Source organism: Kitasatospora sp. NPDC101235 (assembly GCF_044767505.1).
Taxonomy (GTDB): Bacteria; Actinomycetota; Actinomycetes; order Streptomycetales; family Streptomycetaceae; genus Kitasatospora.
Genome location: NZ_JBIWNZ010000009.1, coordinates 18,850 through 36,913 on the forward strand (window position 1 = coordinate 18,850; position 18,064 = coordinate 36,913).

The 18,064-nt window shown below is 73.6% G+C and carries 17 protein-coding genes; 7 read left to right on the forward strand and 10 right to left on the reverse strand.

Features of this window, described 5'->3' with window-relative positions; all coding sequences use genetic code 11:
* Nucleotides 1-26 precede the first annotated feature (26 nt).
* Nucleotides 27-218, reverse strand: coding sequence for a DUF5999 family protein (locus ACIRRH_RS17035; RefSeq protein ID WP_188300053.1), 192 nt, complete (start codon nt 216-218; stop codon nt 27-29).
* Between the two features lie 416 nt (nt 219-634).
* Complete coding sequence (locus ACIRRH_RS17040; protein ID WP_403067460.1) at nt 635-1,207, reverse strand: hypothetical protein; 573 nt, start codon at nt 1,205-1,207, stop codon at nt 635-637.
* Between the two features lie 378 nt (nt 1,208-1,585).
* Between ACIRRH_RS17040 and ACIRRH_RS17045 the strand changes: the two genes are divergently transcribed.
* Together ACIRRH_RS17045 and ACIRRH_RS17050 are read left to right on the forward strand one after the other, a co-directional pair.
* Entirely contained in the window at nt 1,586-3,091 is a 1,506-nt protein-coding gene (locus tag ACIRRH_RS17045) for a glutamate--cysteine ligase (protein WP_403067933.1), read from the forward strand.
* Nucleotides 3,092-3,185: 94 nt separating this feature from the next.
* A complete protein-coding gene (locus ACIRRH_RS17050; protein ID WP_403067462.1) occupies nt 3,186-3,974 on the forward strand; it encodes a CPBP family intramembrane glutamic endopeptidase in 789 nt (262 codons plus the stop codon).
* Here ACIRRH_RS17050 and ACIRRH_RS17055 read toward each other — a convergent pair.
* The 6 genes from ACIRRH_RS17055 to ACIRRH_RS17080 form a co-directional block, all read right to left on the reverse strand.
* Nucleotides 3,952-4,479 carry an HAD domain-containing protein gene (locus ACIRRH_RS17055; RefSeq protein WP_403067464.1) on the reverse strand — a complete coding sequence of 176 codons (528 nt, stop codon included), beginning with the start codon at nt 4,477-4,479 and terminating at the stop codon, nt 3,952-3,954. The genes ACIRRH_RS17050 and ACIRRH_RS17055 overlap by 23 nt on opposite strands.
* A gap of 100 nt (nt 4,480-4,579) precedes the next feature.
* The gene (locus ACIRRH_RS17060; protein ID WP_403067466.1) at nt 4,580-5,842 is read right to left on the reverse strand and encodes an MFS transporter; all 1,263 of its coding nucleotides are present in this window, start codon (nt 5,840-5,842) and stop codon (nt 4,580-4,582) included.
* Between the two features lie 70 nt (nt 5,843-5,912).
* The gene (locus ACIRRH_RS17065; RefSeq protein ID WP_403067468.1) at nt 5,913-6,614 is read right to left on the reverse strand and encodes a dienelactone hydrolase family protein; all 702 of its coding nucleotides are present in this window, start codon (nt 6,612-6,614) and stop codon (nt 5,913-5,915) included.
* Nucleotides 6,615-6,671: 57 nt separating this feature from the next.
* A complete protein-coding gene (locus tag ACIRRH_RS17070) occupies nt 6,672-8,084 on the reverse strand; it encodes a sugar porter family MFS transporter (RefSeq protein WP_403067470.1) in 1,413 nt (470 codons plus the stop codon).
* 116 nt (nt 8,085-8,200) lie between these two features.
* Nucleotides 8,201-8,950, reverse strand: a complete 750-nt coding sequence (locus ACIRRH_RS17075) for an FMN-binding negative transcriptional regulator (protein WP_403067472.1) — start codon at nt 8,948-8,950, stop codon at nt 8,201-8,203.
* Between the two features lie 14 nt (nt 8,951-8,964).
* Entirely contained in the window at nt 8,965-9,636 is a 672-nt protein-coding gene (locus ACIRRH_RS17080) for a pyridoxamine 5'-phosphate oxidase family protein (protein ID WP_403067474.1), read from the reverse strand.
* A gap of 34 nt (nt 9,637-9,670) precedes the next feature.
* Between ACIRRH_RS17080 and ACIRRH_RS17085 the strand changes: the two genes are divergently transcribed.
* Nucleotides 9,671-11,008, forward strand: coding sequence for an aminotransferase class I/II-fold pyridoxal phosphate-dependent enzyme (locus ACIRRH_RS17085; RefSeq protein ID WP_403067476.1), 1,338 nt, complete (start codon nt 9,671-9,673; stop codon nt 11,006-11,008).
* Nucleotides 11,009-11,292: 284 nt separating this feature from the next.
* Entirely contained in the window at nt 11,293-12,495 is a 1,203-nt protein-coding gene (locus ACIRRH_RS17090; RefSeq protein WP_403067478.1) for a GDSL-type esterase/lipase family protein, read from the forward strand.
* A gap of 57 nt (nt 12,496-12,552) precedes the next feature.
* Here ACIRRH_RS17090 and ACIRRH_RS17095 read toward each other — a convergent pair whose 3' ends face one another.
* Nucleotides 12,553-13,911, reverse strand: coding sequence for an NAD(P)/FAD-dependent oxidoreductase (locus ACIRRH_RS17095; protein ID WP_403067480.1), 1,359 nt, complete (start codon nt 13,909-13,911; stop codon nt 12,553-12,555).
* Nucleotides 13,912-14,103: 192 nt separating this feature from the next.
* On the opposite strand from ACIRRH_RS17095, the gene ACIRRH_RS17100 reads away from it, so the two are divergent.
* The 3 genes from ACIRRH_RS17100 (at nt 14,104) to ACIRRH_RS17110 (ending at nt 15,814) form a co-directional block, all read left to right on the forward strand.
* Nucleotides 14,104-14,859: a HipA family kinase gene (locus ACIRRH_RS17100; RefSeq protein WP_403067482.1), complete on the forward strand. Its 756-nt coding sequence runs from the start codon at nt 14,104-14,106 to the stop codon at nt 14,857-14,859.
* Nucleotides 14,856-15,272 carry a DUF3037 domain-containing protein gene (locus ACIRRH_RS17105; protein WP_403067484.1) on the forward strand — a complete coding sequence of 139 codons (417 nt, stop codon included), beginning with the start codon at nt 14,856-14,858 and terminating at the stop codon, nt 15,270-15,272. The genes ACIRRH_RS17100 and ACIRRH_RS17105 overlap by 4 nt, the downstream gene beginning before the upstream one ends.
* A gap of 86 nt (nt 15,273-15,358) precedes the next feature.
* Complete coding sequence (locus ACIRRH_RS17110) at nt 15,359-15,814, forward strand: MarR family winged helix-turn-helix transcriptional regulator (RefSeq protein WP_403067486.1); 456 nt, start codon at nt 15,359-15,361, stop codon at nt 15,812-15,814.
* 44 nt (nt 15,815-15,858) lie between these two features.
* Here the strand turns inward: ACIRRH_RS17110 and ACIRRH_RS17115 are convergent, their stop codons facing one another.
* A complete protein-coding gene (locus ACIRRH_RS17115) occupies nt 15,859-17,988 on the reverse strand; it encodes a HelD family protein (RefSeq protein WP_403067488.1) in 2,130 nt (709 codons plus the stop codon).
* Nucleotides 17,989-18,064 lie beyond the last annotated feature (76 nt).

Genomic DNA, 18,064 nt, shown 5'->3' on the forward strand with positions numbered 1-18,064 from the left:
CCCCGCCGTACGGCCGGACCGGGTGGTCAGGCCGCGTGGGCGACGGGGCGGCGCGGGGCGATCACCCGGCCGTCGGGCAGCAGTTCTCCGGTGTCCTCGAACAGGACGACGCCGTTGCAGAGCAGGCTCCAGCCCTGCTCCGGGTGGCGGGCCACCGACGCGGCCGCCTCGCGGTCCTCGGACTCGGCCGACGGGCACTCAGGACGGTGCTGGCACATACGCGTACCCTCGATTCGCTCTGCGATCCTCCCCGTGGTGCGGTTGCCGGAGGTTCGTGCCGCCCGGAACCGCCGCGGTGGTCGGATCCTGTCCGCGCGCAGGCCAGGTGTGGACTGGCGCTCAAGTGGGTAGGACAGGTGGTCCTTCCACGCTGGTTCCCAGTGTCGGCATCTGCGGACCCGCGCGCAGGGATTTCGTGACATGCGCCACAACTCCCGGGCACAGATCACCCGTTCAGGTGGGGCCGAGGGGAAAAGGCGCCCCAACGGGCCAGTCGGGGCATGGCCCGATCGGGCCATGCCGGATGCCGCGGATGGGTGGTCCCCGTTCGGGTGACGAGCTTCGGGGCGGACGTGCGGGCGCGGCCGAGGGCCGCCGGGCAGGTGGGCCCGGCGGCCCTCGGGGTGCCGGCGGGTCAGGAGGAGCCGAGCAGCAGTGGCCTGGCGAGCGGGGTGCGGGCGAGCAGCGGCAGCAGTTCGGCGGCCGGGTAGGCACGGTGCGCGGTGACACCGAGCGGGGCCGGGGCCAGGGGGATCAGCAGGTCGGCGGCCGGGCCGGTGTCGGGGCTGTGCAGCCAGAGCGCCGTGGCGTACTGGCCGGGGAAGGTCAGCAGCCGGGGCTGTCGACGGGTCCGGGAGCCCTGGGCGAGCTGCCAGGCCTCGCGCAGCGCCCGGACCGTCGAGTCGAGGTAGGGGCCGGCGGTGAAGTGGGAGAAGCTGTGGCCCTCGGCGCTCTGCACCACCTCGGCGGCGGCGGCCACCTCGGCGCCGTCCTTGATCAGGAAGCGCCAGCCGGTGCGGCGGGCGGCCGGGAGCTCCGGGCGCGGGCCGTTCAGGACGTGCACCGCGAGCGGGTGGGCGGGGAGCAGTGGGCCGGTCGGATGACGCAGCGCTGCGGCGGCGGGCTGGCGCAGCGCGGTCTCCGAGTCGAGCGCGCCCAGGACCGCGCGCAGGGCGCTCGGCGGGGGCTGAGGGGGTTGCAGAGTCATGGCGGGGTCCGCCTCTCCAAGCGAGATCGGCGTGCGAGTGCGGCATACCGGCGTGGCGCGGCGACGCGTCTTCGGTGACGGGGCCCGGCCGTGTCCGGTTGTGCAGGATCGCGGTGCCGGCACGGTTGTCGCCGTCGACGAGGGCTTCGGGGCGAGGCGGACCGGCCGGAGCGCTGTGCAAATTCGAACAGGTGCGCAGGGTGATCTGTTTATCACAGGCCGTGGTGCCGGGCAAGTCCACAGTTCGTCTGATTTTCCGTCAGATGCCTTGCAATGCAAGCCAGTACGCGCGTTCGGGTATCGATCTTCGAGGTGGGCATGATGCTTGCACGGTCGGTCGACCGGGTGCTCGACGGGGTGGCTCTGGAGGAGGGGACCGTGGGCGAGAAGGTCGTGGCGACTCGGGCGGAACTGGCGGACCGGCAGCTGTACCGGCGCAAGCTCCACACGTGTCTCGAAGCGCTCGGACGGATGCTCCGGGAGGACCGCTTCGACCGGCCGCGGGCGGTGATGGGCCTGGAGATCGAGCTCAACCTGGCCGACGAGCAGGGCCTGCCGGCCATGAACAACGCCCAGGTGCTGAGCGCGATCGGATCCAGCGACTTCCAGACCGAACTGGGCCGGTTCAACATCGAGGTCAACATCACGCCGCACCGGCTCTGCGGGCACGTCTTCGAGGAACTGCGCGAGGAGATCGACACCGGTCTGCGCTACGCCGACCGGCAGGCGGCCGAGGCCGGCGCCCGGATCGTCATGGTGGGCATCCTGCCGACCCTGGAGCACTCCCACACCGGGCTGGACGCGATGAGCCACAACCAGCGGTACAGCCTGCTCAGCGACCAGATCCTGGCCGCCCGCGGGGAGGACATCACGCTGGACATCGAGGGGGTCGAGCACCTCCAGCTGGAGTCGATCACCATGGTGGCCGAGGCCGCCGCCACCTCGCTCCAGCTGCACCTCCAGGTGACCCCGGAGCGGTTCTCCTCGGTGTGGAACGCGGCCCAGGCGATCTGCGGGCCGCAGCTCGCGCTCGGCGCCAACTCGCCGTTCCTGTTCGGGCGGGAGCTGTGGCGGGAGACCCGCCCGGTACTCTTCCAGCAGGCCTGTGACACTCGTACGGCGGAACTCAAGGCGCAGGGCGTGCGCCCGATCACGTGGTTCGGCGAGCGCTGGGTGGACTCGGCGTACGACCTGTTCGAGGAGAACCTGCGGTACTTCCCCGCGCTGCTGCCGATCTGCGACGACGAGGACCCGCTGAAGGTGCTGGCCTCCGGCGGGGCGCCCAGGCTCGCCGAGATGCGGCTGCACAACGGCACCATCTACCGCTGGAACCGCCCGGTGTACGACGTCGCGGGCGGGGTGGCGCACCTGCGGGTGGAGAACCGGGCGCTGCCGGCCGGACCGACGGTGGCCGACACGCTGGCCAACGCCGCCTTCTACTACGGGCTGGTACGGGTGCTCGCCGAGCAGCCCAGGCCGGTCTGGACCCGGCTGCCGTTCGAGCGGGCGGACGAGAACTTCCGGCAGGGCGCCCGGTACGGCATCGACGCGGTGTTCCAGTGGCCGCGCCCCGGGCGGGCCGGGCGCGGCGGCGGGCTGCAGACCGTGTCCGCGGTCGACCTGGTGCTGAACGACCTGCTGCCGATGGCCTACCAGGGCCTCGACGAGTGGGGCGTGGAGCCCGCCGACCGGGACCGCTACCTGGGCATCATCGAGCAGCGCTGCCTGCGCCACACCAACGGCGCGTCCTGGCAGAGCGCGACCTTCCACCGGCTGCGCGAGCAGTACGGGATGGACCGGCCGGCCGCGCTCGCCGCGATGACCAGGCGCTACGCCGAACACATGCGCGGCGGCGAGCCGGTGCACACCTGGCCGGTGGGCTGAGACCTCCTCACCGGGCGGTCAGGCGGTTGTGTCAGGATGATCGCTCCGGCGGTCGGCCGACGGCCGGAGCGACCGCCCGTCCGCTGGAGCCCCCGTGACCACCGTCCCGACCGCGCCGGAGACCGCGAAGCCCACCCGTCGGCTGTTCGGCGTGGAGCTGCTGATCGTCCTCGGCCTCTCCCTCGGGGCCAGCGGGATCAGCGCGCTGATCAGCTTCACCGGCTCGCTCACCGAACCGCTCAAGCTCGGCCAGCAGGTAGCCACGCTGAACGGCTCGCGGGCGCCCGGGCGGCCCTGGCTGGACCTGGTGTGGCAGCTGTACTACATCGGGCGCGGGCTGATGCCGGTGGTGCTGGTCGGCTACCTGCTCGTGCGCGAGGGCGTCGCGCTACGGGTGCTGGGCTTCGACCTCGGGCAGAAGCTGCGCGACCTGGGGCGGGGCGCCGCCGTCGCGGCCGCGATCGGCGGGTCGGGGCTGGCGCTCTACCTGGCCTCGCAGGCGGCCGGGTACAACCTGACGGTGGCGCCGTCCGGGCTGCCGGACGTCTGGTGGCGGCTGCCGGTGCTGGTGCTGTCTGCCTGGCAGAACGCCATCCTGGAGGAGGTCGTCGTCCTCGGCTACCTGCTGCGCCGGGTGGGGCAGCTGGGGTGGTCCTGGCCGGCGGCGGTGGCGGCGAGTTCGGTGCTGCGCGGCTCGTACCACCTGTACCAGGGGGTCGGCGGGCTGGTCGGCAACATGGTGATGGGCGTGGTGTTCTGCCTGCTGTACCGGCGGTGGGGGCGGGTGATGCCGCTGGTGGCGGCGCACGCGCTGATCGACACGGTGGCCTTCGCCGGGTACGCGCTGCTGGCCGGGCACGTCAGCTGGCTGCCGACCCCCTGAGCGACAGCGCCCGGCCGCGCGGCGGGCGGGCGAGCAGCCGGTCGACGTGCCGGCGTTCCAGGCCCTGGCCGGGGTCGACGCGCAGCAACAGGCGGTCCCGGCGCCACCGGGAGCGGCGGACCAGCCGGGGTGGGATGACGTCGTCCACCCAGGCGAACGGCCGGCCCTCGGCGTAGCGCAGCAGCGGGGCCCACTTGGCCGCGGAGAACAGCTCCATCAGCGGGACGCGCGGGTCGCCGGGCTGGGGGACGTAGCCGGTGAAGGTGACCACCGGGAGCGGGTCCAGGCCGATTGCCGGGGCGATGTGGGCATTGGCGTGCTCCTCCCAGGTGGTGGCCCAGACCAGGTCGTACGTTCCGGCGAGTTCGCGCAGCCAGGCGCCGTGCCGGGTGGACAGCAGGACGGTGTGGCCGAACAGGGTGTGGGTGTCGAATTCGGCGTCCGGGTACGGGCAGAGCGGGTTCAGGACGCCGTCGACGTCCAGGAACAGCAGTGGCTTCGGCACCGGTGGCCCCTCGGAGACGGTGGTGTTTCCCGACTGTTCGGACGACCCTCGCGCACCTCCGGTTTCCCACGGGTGGGCGCACGCGGGGCGCACAGGGCGCTCACGGGGCGGGCGCGGGCTCGCTGACGGGCATCGGTGCGTCCGTCGTGCTTCGGCGGCTCAGCCGACGCACCTGTGGGTCCACGAGGACGACCGCGCTGAGCACCAGACAGATGACGGCGCACGCCCAGAGCGCGCCGGACAGGCCGAGCGCCACGGCGGCGGGGCCGGCCAGCGCGGTGCCGACCGGGGCCAGCGAGTAGGAGCCGAGTTCGTCGTACGCGGAGACCCGGGAGAACATCTCCTCGGGTATCTCCTGCTGGAGCGCGACCATCCAGTTGACGCCGAAGACGGTGACGCCGACGCCGGACAGGAACATCGCGACGACCAGCAGCGGTAGCGGCACCCCAGTGGCGAGGGCCAGCGCGGGCACGCCGAACAGGAAGACCCCCCAGTTGCCGACCAGCAGGATCCGGCGGGGCCGCCAGCGCGTCATCAGGACGCCTGTGGCCACCAGGCCCACGCCGTAGGCGGACATTGCCAGGCCCCAGGCACCCGCGCCGCCGAGCCGCTGCTCGGCGGCGGTCGGCCCGTACACCGACTCGACCGCGTTGATGCAGGCGACCAGGACGGAGAACTGGAGCACGATCACCCAGAGCCAGCGGCGGGAGGCGAACTCCCGCCAGCCCTCGCGCAGATCGCGAAGCATGCTGCTGCCGGAGGGGGCCGGGTCCTTCTCCGGCTCCAGGAGGAAGCGGAGGGCGCCGGCGATCAGGAAGCAGAGGGCGTCCAGGGCGAGCACCCAGCCGGGGCCGACGACGGCGGTGAGCGCGCCACCGAGGGCGGCGCCGCCGATCTGGGAGGCGTTGAGGCCCATCCGGAAGACCGCGAAGGCGCGGGCGGCGTGCTCCTGGGGGACGGCCTGCATGATCATGCCGCCGGAGGCGGGGGAGTAGAGGGCGTAGCCGGCCCCGCCGGCCGCGGAGAGCGCCAGCATCTGCCAGAGCCGGACGTCCCCGCTCAGGACCAGGGCGGCCAGGACGGCCTGGGAGACCCCGCTGAACACGTTGGCGGCGACCATGATCAGGTGGCGCGGCAGCCGGTCGGCGAGGGTGCCGCCGACCACCATGAGCAGCACGGTGGGCACCAGCCGGGCGGCGGTGACGTAGCCGAGGTCGGTGGTGGTGCCGCCGGTGCCGAGCACGGCGAAGGCGGTGGCGATGGGGGCGCCGGCGTTGCCGAGGCCGCTGATCACGGTGGCGGCGGTCTGGATGCGGAAGTTGCGGCTCGCCCAGGCGAAGCGACGTGAGGGTGGGGTCGGCACCCGGTGACTATGCCGTGGGGCCGTACGGGTGTCCATCGTTTTTATGCCGGGCCCGCCGGAGCGTGGGGTTTCAGCCGAGGTGGCCCCAGAGGAAGGTGAGGGTGCGGCGCCAGGCGATCCGGGCCTGGAGCGGGTCGTAGGTGCCGATCAGGTTCTCGTCGTTCATGAAGGCGTGACCGGCCGGGTAGAAGTGGATCTCCGGGCGGACGTCGGTGGCCTCGCCGATCCGGATCGCGGCCTCGTCCACGGTGGCCATCGGGATCGAGCCGTCCAGCTCGCCGAAGTGGCCGAGCACATGGGCGGTCAGCCCGCGGTAGTCGAAGTCCGGGTCGGGCGGCAGGCCGTAGAACGGGACCACGGCGGCCACTTTGTCGCCGGCCCGGGCGGCCAGCAGCAGGGCGAAGCCGCCGCCCATGCAGAAGCCGACCACCCCGACCGCGTCGCCGACCACGCCGTCCAGCGCGAGCAGGTGGTCGACGGCCCCGGCCAGGTCCTCCACCGCCCGGTCGACCGGGAGCTCGCGCATGAACCGGGCCGCCTCGGCGCCGTCGTGGGTGGTGGCGCCGCCGAACAGGTCGGGGGCGAGGACGGTGAAGCCCTCGGCGGCGAAGCGGTCGGCCACGTCGGCGACGTGCGAGGTGAGCCCCCACCACTCCTGGACCACCACCAGGCCCGGCCCGAAGCCCTGCGGCGGGCGGGCCAGGTAGCCGTGCGCGGTACGGCCGTTGCTCGGGAAGGTGACGTTCTGCCGGGAGCCGCCCTGGTCAGGCATGGTTTCCTCTCGGTGGGTCGGGCCGCGAGCGGCGGGGTTCGGCGGGGCGGGCCCTGGTCAGCCCATCTCCTCCAGGGCGCGGCCCTTGGTCTCCTTGATGCAGAAGGCCACGAACGGGATGGAGAGCAGTGCGAAGGCCGCGTAGATGGCGTACGTCGCGGAGAGGTTCCAGTCGGCGAGGTCCGGGAAGCTGACGGTGATCGCCCAGTTGGCGATCCACTGCGCCGAGGCGGCGACGGACAGCGCCAGTGCGCGGATCCGGTTGGGGAACATCTCGCCGAGCAGGACCCAGACCACCACGCCCCAGGAGAAGGCGAAGCAGAGCACGAAGACGTGCGCGGCGATCAGCGCGACGACGGCGTGGGTGTTGTCCAGCGTGGCGGTGTTGCCGGTGCCGTGCCGGTAGGAGAACGCCCAGGCGGCGGTGCCCAGCGCGGCCGCCATGCCGATCGAGCCGGCCATGGCCAGCGGCTTGCGGCCGATCCGGTCCACCAGGGCCATCGCGATCACCGTGCCGATCACGTTGATGATCGAGGTGGAGAGGCTGATCAGCAGCGAGTTGGACTCGTTGATGCCGACCGACTGCCACAGGAAGGACGAGTAGTAGAAGATCACGTTGATGCCGACGAACTGCTGGAACACCGAGGCGCCGATGCCGACCCAGACGATCGGCAGCAGGCCGAAACGGCCGCCCATCAGGTCCTTGAGCCGGGGCTTGTGAGCGGACTCCAGCACCGCGCGGATCTCGGCCACCCGGGCGTCCAGGTCCACCCCCTCGCCCTCGACCTCGACCAGCACCTTGCGGGCCTGCGCCTCGCGGTGGTCGGCGATCAGGAAGCGCGGCGACTCCGGGATGGCGAGCGCCATCAGCCCGTACACCAGGGCCGGGATGGCCTCGACGCCGAGCATCCACTGCCAGGCCTGGATGCCGCCGAGGTGGTTGGTGGACTCGCCGCCGGCGGCCTGGTTGAGGGCCCAGTTGGCGAGCTGGGAGACGGTGATGCCGAGCACGATCGCCATCTGCTGGAAGGAGGCGAGCCGGCCGCGGTAGGCGGTCGGGGCGACCTCGGCGATGTAGGTGGGGGCGATCACCGAGGCGATGCCGATCGCGATGCCGCCGACCACCCGCCAGGTGGCGAGGGCCTCGATGTTCGGCGGGAACATGGAGCCGATGCCGCTGGCCGCGAACAGTACGGCGGCCAGCAGCATCGTGCGGACCCGGCCGAGGTGGTCGGCGAGCCGGCCGGCGATCACCGCGCCCACCGCCGAGCCGAGCAGCGCGATGGCCACCACGAAGGCGGTGGTGCCGTGGCCGACCCCGAAGTGCTTCTGGATGCCCGTCACGGCGCCGTTGATCACCGCGCTGTCGTAGCCGAACAGGAAGCCGCCCATGGCGGCGGCCGCCGAGATGAACACCACGTGGCCGAGGTGGGCCTCGCCGGCTGCCCGTTGGCTGTTGACTGAGGACACGCGCGCTCCCGGAGTGGACGGGCCCGCCCTGACGCCGAGTGGGCAGGGCTCGTCTCACATTCGAGCAGCGCCGCGGCCGCCCTGCGCGAGTTGGAAGCCGACCGGGTGATCCCCGGTCAGCCGGTGGCGCGCGGTCGGTCGGTGCGCAGGGTCGGGCCGTACGAGCGGTCGGTGCGCGGGGCGTTGTCCAAGGGGCCGGTGGTGCCCTCCGGGGCGGTTCGCGGTACGGCGGCGCGTCGCCGGTGACGGCGGAGCAACTGGGTACGGGCGGCGGCGTACTGGTCGCGGCCGCGCCCCCGGCCGTCGGCGCGCTCGGCGAGCCGGCCGGCGATCGCGTACTGCGTCTCGGCGGGCTTCTTGTCGTCGTACTTGAACTTGGCCCGCACCTCGTTGACGGTCAGCCGGAGCCCGCGCAGCCCGGGCAGCTGCCGGGCCAACTCGCCCTCGCCGGGCACCACCCGGACCTCCGGCGTCTCGGGCTGGAAGTGCGCCAGCTGGCGGTTGAGGATCTCCGCCTTGGCGGCCGCGGACTCCACCACCTCGGCGGTGCAGTGGAAGTGGACCGAGGCGTAGTAGCTGGTGGGCGTGCCCGGCGCGCCGCGCCAGTGGCCCGGGGCGAAGGCGTATCCGTCGGTGACCGCGAGGGTGACCTGCGGGTCGGCCCGGACGGCGGCCAGCAGCGGGTTGGGCGCGGCGAGATGGAGCAGGACCTCGCCGCGTTCGGCGTCCAGCAGGAAGTGCGTGGGGACGAGCACCGGGCCCTCGCCGGGGCCGCCGTTGGCCGCGAGCAGGCCGAAGTCGCGGCCCTCGGCCAGCCAGGCGCGCCACTCCTCCTCGTCGCCGCGGTCCCAGGATCTGATCAGCACGGGTGGGCCTCCCGTCAGCGGGGGTAGCCGCGCAGGTGCGCGGGGAGCGGGACGGTGGTGCCGGGGTGCGGCTCGGGGGTGCCGTGCACGGTGGTGACCGGGATCAGGCCGGACCAGTACGGCAGGCCGGTGTCCTCCGGGTCGTCGTCGGCGCCGTCCTCGCGGGTCTTGGCCGAGACCTCGTCCAGCTCCAGCCGGAGGACGGCGGTGGCGGCGAGCTCCTTGGCGTTGGCCGGACGGACCTCGGCGGAGCGCCCCGGTATCGCGTGGTCGACCAGGGCGGCGAGCGCGACGTCCAGCTCCTCGGGGTCGGTGACCTGGTGCGCGGTGCCGTGGGCGACCACCGAGCGGAAGTTCACCGAGTGGTTGAACGCGGACTTGGTCAGCACCAGCGCGTCGACCTGGGTGACGGTGATGCAGACCGGCATGCCCTGCTCGCCGGAGGCGTTGCGCAGCGGACGGCTGCCGGTGGAGCCGTGGACGTAGAGCCGGCCGCCGACCCGGGCGAAGATCGTCGGAAGGACCACGGGGGCGCCGTCGACCACGAAGCCGAGGTGGCAGATGTAGGCGCTGTCGAGGATGGCGTGGATCTCCTCCTGCTCCCAGGTGGCCCGGTCCCGGTAACGGGTGGGGGTGGTCCTGGGGGTGCGGGAGTAGCTGGGCGAGCCTTCCGGGCTGGCTGACATGACATCCTCTATGTACTAGTGCATAATTTGCTTTGTGCTAGGAGACTATCCGCTGAAAGGGCGACGCGCCAGCGAAATCGCGGCCCACATCGAGCAGGGCGTGAGCAGCGGGCAGCTCGCCCCCGGGACGGCGCTGCCCCCGCTGCGCGACCTCGCCGCCGAACTGGGCGTCAACCCCAACACCGTCGCCGCCGCCTACCGGCTGCTGCGCGACCGCGGCGTGATCGAGACCGCCGGCCGCAAGGGCAGCCGCATCCTGCCCAGGCCCGCGCTCACCCCGCGCGACCGGATCCGCATCCCCGTCCCGCCGCACGCCCGCGACCTGTCCACCGGCAACCCCGACCCGGCCCTGCTGCCCGACCTCGCCCAGGCCCTCGCGGCCGCTGCCGAGGCCGCGCGCACCGACCCGGTGCTGTACGGGCACGAGGCCGTCGACCCGCAGCTGCTCGCGCTCGCCCGCGCCTCCTTCGAGGCCGACGGCCTGCCCGGCGGCCCGATCGCCGTCGCCTCCGGTTCGCTGGACACCATCGAACGGATCCTCGGCGCCCGGCTGCGCCCCGGCGACGCGGTGGCCGTCGAGGACCCGGGCTGGGGCAGCCTGCTCGACCTGCTGCCCGCGCTGGGGCTGAGGCACGTGCCCGTCCGGCTGGACGACGAGGGCCCGCTGCCGGACGCACTGGCCGCTGCGCTGGCCGAGGGTGTCCGGGCCGTGGTGGTCACCAGCCGGGCGCAGAACCCGACCGGGGCGGCGCTCACCGCCTGGCGGGCCGAGGCGCTGAAGGCCGTCCTGGCCGAGCACCCCGGCGTGCTGCTGATCGAGGACGACCACGGGCACGGCATGGTCGACCAGCCGTACCACCCGCTGGTCGGCGCCGGCACCCGGCACTGGGCGGTGGTGCGCTCGGCGGCCAAGGCGTACGGGCCGGACCTGCGGGTCTCGGTGGCGGTCGGCGACCAGGAGACGATCGGGCGGGTGGCCGGCCGGCTGCGGCTGGGCGCCGGCTGGGTCAGCCACCTGCTGCAGCGCACCGTCGCGGAGCTGTGGCGCAGTGACGCCGCGCCGGCCGACCGGGTGGCCGCCGCGTACCGGGCCCGGCGGGACGCACTGCTGGGCGAGCTGGCGGCTCGCGGGATCACCGCGCACGGGCAGAGCGGGCTGAACGTCTGGGTGCCGGTGCCGGACGAGACCTCGGTGCTGGCGGCGCTGGTGCAGCGCGGCTGGGTCGCGGCGCCCGGCGCGCGGTACCGGATCCAGTCGCCGCCCGGGCTGCGGTTCACCACTTCGCGGCTGGAGGCGGCGCAGGCGCGGGAGCTGGCGGAGGACCTGGCGGCGGTGCTGGAGGCGGACAGGGGCGGGTCGCGGCTGGTGTGAGCCCCGGGCGGGGTGGGTCCCGGTGCGGGATGGGGCCCGTCGTAGATGGGTCCCGTCGCGGGTGGGGCAGGTGTGGCGGGTGTGAACCGAGGGCGGCATCCGGTTGTCGGCTGCCCTCCTGGTCTGAACCCGGCGGTAACAAAAGCGGAAACCTCGCGCAGATGCCTAGCGGTAGGCGGCGCGGGCATGTCATCTTCTTCGCGCCACCGGCCGGCGGCCCACCCTCACCCAGGCGTCTTCCCGTTCCCCATACCTCGGGAAGACCGAGCCGCAGGAGTCTCGCAGTGCCCGAGAACCATTCGAGCATCACCCGCAGCACCGCTCGCCCCGGCCGACGGCTGCTCACCGCAGCCCTCGCCCTCCCGCTCGCCGTCGCGGGCCTGGCCGTCGCCTCGCCGGCCTCGGCCGCACCGGCCACGCCGGCCGCCGTGCCGTCCGGGCCCACCGCCAGCGTCACGCTCGGCGACAGCTACATCTCCGGGGAGGCCGGCCGCTGGAAGGGCAACTCGGCCGGTACCAGCGGCAGCCGCAACGGCACCGACCGGGCCTGGACCGGCAGTTCGTACGACCCCTCGCGGGTCTACGGTGCCACCGCCGCGAGCGGGTGCGACCGCTCGGACGTCGCCGAGGTGCTCAGCGCCTCGACCGGGGCCCAGAACGAGATCAACCTGGCCTGCTCGGGCGCCGTCACCTCGAACATCTTCCGCGCGGCCAACGGCGGGAAGTCGTTCAAGGGCGAGGCCCCGCAGGCCGACCAACTCGCCACCGTGGCACGGCAGAACAACGTGAAGCTGATCACCCTGTCGATCGGCGGCAACGACCTGGGCTTCGCGGACGTCATCTCCAACTGCGTGCAGGACTACCTGATCTGGTACTCGTACTGCCACGACTCCGCGCAGTCCTCGATCGACTCGAAGATGCCCACGGCGATGGCCGGGGTCGGCAAGGCGGTCGACGAGATCCGCGCGGTGATGGCCGACGCCGGTTACGCGTCGTCGGACTACCGCCTGGTGCTGCAGTCCTACCCGTCGCCGATCCCGCGCAGCGCCGAGATGCGGTACCCGGAAAGCGGGTGGACCCGCTCCGACACCGGCGGCTGCCCGTTCTGGGACGGGGACGCCGACTGGGCCCGCGACTCGATGGTGCCGCAGATCTCCCGGGCGCTGGCGGGCGTCGCCGCCGCCAAGGGCGCGCAGTTCCTGGACCTGTCGGACATGCTGCAGGGCCGCGAGGTCTGCTCGACGGCCGCCCGGCAGCCGACCGCGAGCTCCGGCCCGTCCGCGACCACCAGCGAGTGGGCGCGCTTCCTGGACGGCGGGCTCAACTCCACGCAGGGCGCGCTGCAGGAGTCGATGCACCCCAACTACTACGGCCAGCAGGCGGTCGGGCGCTGCCTGACGCTGCTGTGGGGGCGCCCGAGCGGCGACTACGCGTGCCGCAACACGGCCGGGCAGGACGCGAGCGGGATGTACCTGACCGCACGGTGACCGAGTGATCCGGCGCCCCCGCAGCCAGGCCGCGGGGGCGCCGTTCGGCTGTGCTGCTCAGCCCTTGGCGAGCAGGGACTGGGCGTGCGCTCGGACCTGATCCTTCGTCAAGTATGCGTCGGTGTACTCGAAATCCCGCAACCTGGCGGGCTGGCGGGAGAGGAAGCCGATGCGGACGAAGTCGTCGCCGGCGGTCGCGTTGAGCAGCCAGTTGGTGCCCACCCGGAACTTGGCCACGTTGGTGCGCATCGCCATCAGGTGGTAGCCGCGCGCCACCACCTGGGCGGGCACCCCGCGCAGCTCCACGCCGATCGGCTTGGAGACCGCGTCCTTGCCGCCGAGGTCGACCACCAGGCCGAGGTCCTTGTGGTAGTACGGCTCCAGGGGCTGGTTGCGGAGCGAGGCGATCACGTTGTTCGCGACCGTGCGACCCTGGCGGGCGGCGTGCTGGGCGGTCGGCGGGCAGACCGCGCCGTCGCCCTTGGCGAGGTCGGGGACGGCGGCGGCGTCGCCGAGCGCGAACACGCCCTCGAACTGCGGCACCCGCATCTCCGCCGTCACGGCGAGCCGGCCGCGGACCGTCTCGGCGTCCAGGGTGCCGATCAGCGGGCTCGCCGCCACACCGGCGGTCCAGATCAGGGTCCGGCAGGGGAGCACCCGGCCGTCGGTGAACTTGACCGTCTCGGCGCCGACTTCGGCCACCGAGACGCCCAGCGACACCTCGATCCCGCGGTCGCGCAGCACCTCCAGGGCGGCCTCTCCGAGCGGGTCGCCGAGCTCCGGCATCAGCTTCGGGGCGATGTCGATCAGGTGCCACTTGATCTGCCGGGCGTCCAGGCGCGGGTAGCGGTGGGCGGCGGCGGTGGTCAGGCGCTGGAGGCAGGCGGCCGTCTCGGTGCCCGCGTAGCCGCCGCCGACCACCACGAACTGGAGCCGGGACTCGCGCTCCTTCTGGTCCAGGGTGGCGGAGGCGAGGTCGAGTTGGGCGATCACGTGGTCGCGGACGTAGGCCGCCTCGGCGAGCGACTTCATGCCGCGGGCGTAGTCGGTGAGGCCGGGGATGTCGAAGGTGCGGGTGACGCTCCCGGGGGTGAGCACCAGGAAGTCGTACTTCTGCGCGACCACCTCGTCGGTGATCTTGCGGACGACGCACACCTTGGAGGCCGGGTCCACACCGATGGCGCCGCCGGGGAGGATGTGGGTGCGGCGCAGCGAGCGGCGCAGGGAGACGGCCACGGACTGCGGGGTGAGGACGCCGGCCGCGACGTGGGGGAGGAGGGGGAGGTAGAGCTGGTAGCTGAACGGCGTGACCAGCGAGATCTCGGCCTCCGACGGTGACAGCTTGCGTTCGAGACGGCGGGCGCACTCCAGGCCGGCGAAGCCACCGCCCACGATCAGGATCCGAGGTCGTTCCATCGCTCATCCCTTTGCCGTGAAGGTCCCCATGTCTGTCCGCCACACTCGCACGGAGCAGCGGGGGCTGCCACTGGGGCGGGGCGGATGAGGGAGGGTGGGTCCGGGGCCGTGGAGCGGGGAGGTGAGGTGGGGCGTGCGGGGTGGCGGCGGGCGGAGGAGAGAAGTGGCGGTGACACCGATAGGCTGTCGGCCGTGCTACCCGAGGTGACGGCGATCCGGTACGTGACGCCACTGCGAGAAGGCGGCTCGATGCCGGGCCTGGTCGAGGCCGACGATCGGCGGCTCTACGCGCTGAAATGGGTCGGTGCGGCGCAGGGCCGTAAGGCGCTGGTCGCGGAGGTGCTGGCCGGGGAGCTCGGCCGGCGGCTCGGGCTGCCGGTGCCGGAGCTGGTGACGGTCGACCTGGACCCGGTGCTCGCGCGCAGCGAGCCGGACCACCAGATCCAGGATCAGATGCGCGCCAGCGGCGGGACCAACCTCGGGATGGCCTTCGTCAGCGGTGCGCTCAACTTCGACCCGCTCTGCTTCGAGGTGGACCCGGAGCTCGCCGGGCAGGTGCTCTGGTTCGACGCGCTGATCGGCAACGTCGACCGGTCCTGGCGCAACCCCAACCTGCTGGTGGCGACCGGCGGGCTGCGGCTGATCGACCACGGCGCGAGCCTGATCTTCCACCACAACTGGTCGGGCGCCGCCGCCTGGATCCGACGTCCGTACGACGCCTTGGACCACGCGCTGCTGCGGGCCCAGCCGGACCTGGCGGCGGCCGACAAGGCGCTCGCGCCGCTCGCCGAGGCGGCGATCGAGGGCGCGGTGGCGCAGATTCCGGAGGTCTGGCTGGTGGACGAGTTCGGCTTCGACTCGCCCGACGAGGTGCGCGCCGCGTACCGTGCCCAGCTGACCGAGCGACTGGCCGGTCCGCGTGACTGGCTGCCGGAGGTGCCCGCATGACCGGGTCCGTGCCGTCCGCGTTGCCGGCCACCATCGAGCTGCACGACTACGAGTACGCCGTGATCCGCGCGGTGCCGAGGGTCGAGCGCGGCGAGTGCGTCAACGTCGGGGTGCTGCTGTACTGCCGGCAGAGCTCGCACCTGGCCGCCCGTACCCACCTGGACCAGGCCCGGCTTCTGGCGCTGGATCCGGTGGCGGACGTGCAGGGCGTGCGGCGGGCGCTGCACGGGATCGAGGCGGTCTGCCACGGCGGGCCGGAGGCCGGTCCGGCGGCGGGGGACAACGCCGGGCAGCGGTTCCGCTGGCTGACCGCGCCGCGCAGCGCGATCGTCCAGCCGGGGCCGGTGCACACCGGGCTGACCGCGGACCCGGAGGCGGAGCTGCGGCGACTGTTCGACCAGCTGGTGTTGTAGGGCCCCGGGCGGGTGTGAGGTGTCTCGCTGACGGTTGCCCCGGTCAAAGCTTGAGTTGCTGAAGCACCTGGTCGTACGCTGACCCCATGGGTTCGACAGCGACGACGACCGTACCGACCAACGCCGAGTTGATGGAGGCGTTGGCCGCCGTCGGTGCCGCGTACTTCCAGGACTTCGCGGCGGCCGCGGCCCGGCACGGGCTCTCCTCCTCGCAGGCCAAGGCGCTGGGTGCGGTGCAGGAGCCGGTGCCGATGCGGGCGCTGGCCGGGCGGCTGGGCTGCGACGCGTCGAACGTCACCGGGATCGTGGACCGGCTGGAGTCGCTGGGCCTGGCCAACCGTGAGGCGGCGGCGGGTGACCGGCGGGTCAAGATCGTGGTGATCACTGCCGAGGGCCGGGAGATCCTGAACCGCATCCGCGGCGAGATGGCCCGGACCCACCAGGCCTTCGAGGCGATGACCGACGAGCAGCGGATCGCCCTGCACTCGATCTGCGCCCAGGTGCTGCCGGTGCTGGCCGGCCGTACGGGCGGCGCGCAGTAGCACCCGCGCCGCCCGCCCCTCGCGGGCCGTCCGTGCCGTTCCGGTCAGAGCAGGCCGGCGAGCTCCGGCGGCAGCGGCCGGTGGTGGAGCAGGGTGAGTGAGCGGGTGGCCCGGGTCAGGGCGACGTAGAGGTCGCGCGGGGCGAGCGCGGCCGGCTCGACCACCACGACCGCGTCGAACTCCAGCCCCTTGGCATCCGCCACGGTGAGCGCGTCCAGTGGTCCGGCCAGGGCGTCCGGTGCGATCACGCCCAGGGTGCCCGGGCCACCGGGCCACCGGGCGAGCGCGGCGGCGAAGTCGCCGTCCGGGACGGGGACCGCGCGCGGCTGCTCGGTGCCCGGGCGGATGGACTCGGGCGGCCGGTGGCCGGGTACGGCGGTGCGCAGCACGGCGGAGGCGAGGGCCATGACGGGTGCCGGCGTGCGGTAGTTGACGGTCAGGCGCTCCTCGCGCCAGCGGCCGGGCAGGTGCGGGTCGAGCATCTCGGCCCAACTGCGGGCTCCGGCGGGCGATCCGGTCTGGGCGAGGTCGCCGACGATGGTGAGCGAGTTGGTCGGGACGCGCCGCAGGACGGCGCGCCAGGCCATCGCGGACAGCTCCTGCGCCTCGTCCACGACGACGTGGCCGTACGCCCAGGTGCGGTCGGCGGCGGCGCGTTCGGCGGTGGAGCGGTACGGGCCGTCGTCGCGGAAGCGCTCGGCCAGGGCGGCGGAGTCCAGCAGGGCGTCGTCGGTCTGCCCGGTGATGGTCAGCACGCCCTGGGCGTAGGCGAGTTCGTCCGGATCCTGGTCGGCGGGAGCGGGTGCCCGTTCCGCGCCCAGGAGTTCGGCGGCCTCGTCGAGCAGCGGGACGTCGTCGACCGTCCAGCGGGAGCCGGGCGGGCGGAGCAGGGCGGCCGCGTGCTCGGGGGCCGCCTCGGTGAGCAACTCCCGGTCGGTGAGCAGCCGTTCGATCAGCTGCTGAGGGGTGAACCGGGGCCAGAGCGGGTCGAGCACGGCGCGGACGTCCGCCCGCTCCCAGAGCTCGCGCGGGGCGTAGTGCGCCTCCTCGTCGTCGTACGGGCGGCCGAGGGCGAGCGCCTGGGAGATGGCGAGTGCGTCGAGCAGGGTGCCCAGGTAGAAACCCCGGGCCCGGTTGTGCGGCAGCCGCAGGCCGCGGGCGGCGTCCCGGGCCTGGGCGCAGGCCCGGGCGGAGACCTGTAACCCGTCGCCGAGGTCCAGGCCTTCGGCGGGGGCGGTCTGGTGGGCGGCCAGCGCGCGGCGGAGCACCCCGGCCATCCAGGGGCCGCCCTTGGCGAAGGCGGTGGCGGGAGTGTCGGTGCCGGTGGTGGCGACGCCGGGGAAGAGTTCGCCGACGGTGCGCAGCACCACCTCGGTCTCGCCGAGGGCGGGCAGCACCTCGTCGATGTACCGCAGGAAGCCGGGGTTGGGGCCGATCACCAGCACGCCCCGGCGCTCCAGCGCGGCGCGGTGGGTGAACAGCAGGTAGGCGGCGCGGTGCAGGGCGGCCAGCGTCTTGCCGGTGCCGGGGCCGCCCTGGACCACCAGCGCGCCGCGCAGCGGGGAGCGGATCACCCGGTCCTGCTCGGCCTGGATGGTGGCGACGGCGGTGCCCATCCGGCCGGTGCGCTCGCGGTCGAGGGCGGCCAGCAGCGCGGCCTCGCCGACCAGCGCGCGTCGACCGGACTCGTCCAGCCCGGCGAGGTCGAGCGCCTCGTCGTCCAGGCCGGTGAGGACGCGGCCCCGGGTGTGCAGGTGGCGGCGGCGCACCACGGGGCCGGGGTGGGCGGGGGTCGCGGTGTAGAACGGGCGGGCGGCCGGGGTGCGCCAGTCGAGCAGCAGCGGTTCGTACGCCTCGTCGGTGAGGCCGGTGCGGCCGATGTAGTGGACGGTGCCGTCGCGTTCGTCGAGCCGGCCGAAGCACAGGCCGCGCTCGACCGCGTCCAGCCGGGCGACGTGGCGGGCGGCCTCGCGCGCGCGCACCTCGCGTTCCAGCCGGGCCTGGTGGGTGCCGCCGGGCGCGGCGCCGTCGTGGGCGCCGTCGGCGGTGCGGCGGGCCCGTTCGCGCACGGCGTCCAGCCGGGCGTAGAGCCGGGTGAGGCGGGCCTGCTCGGTGCGCAGGGCCGTGGCGAGGGCGCCGCTGGAGTTCCGTGCGGTCGCTGGAGGTTCGCTCATCAATGTGGTATCCTTGCGGCGAGGAAGCTGTGGGGCGTCATCTGAAAGGCGCTCAATTGACCCAGCCTAGCCCATC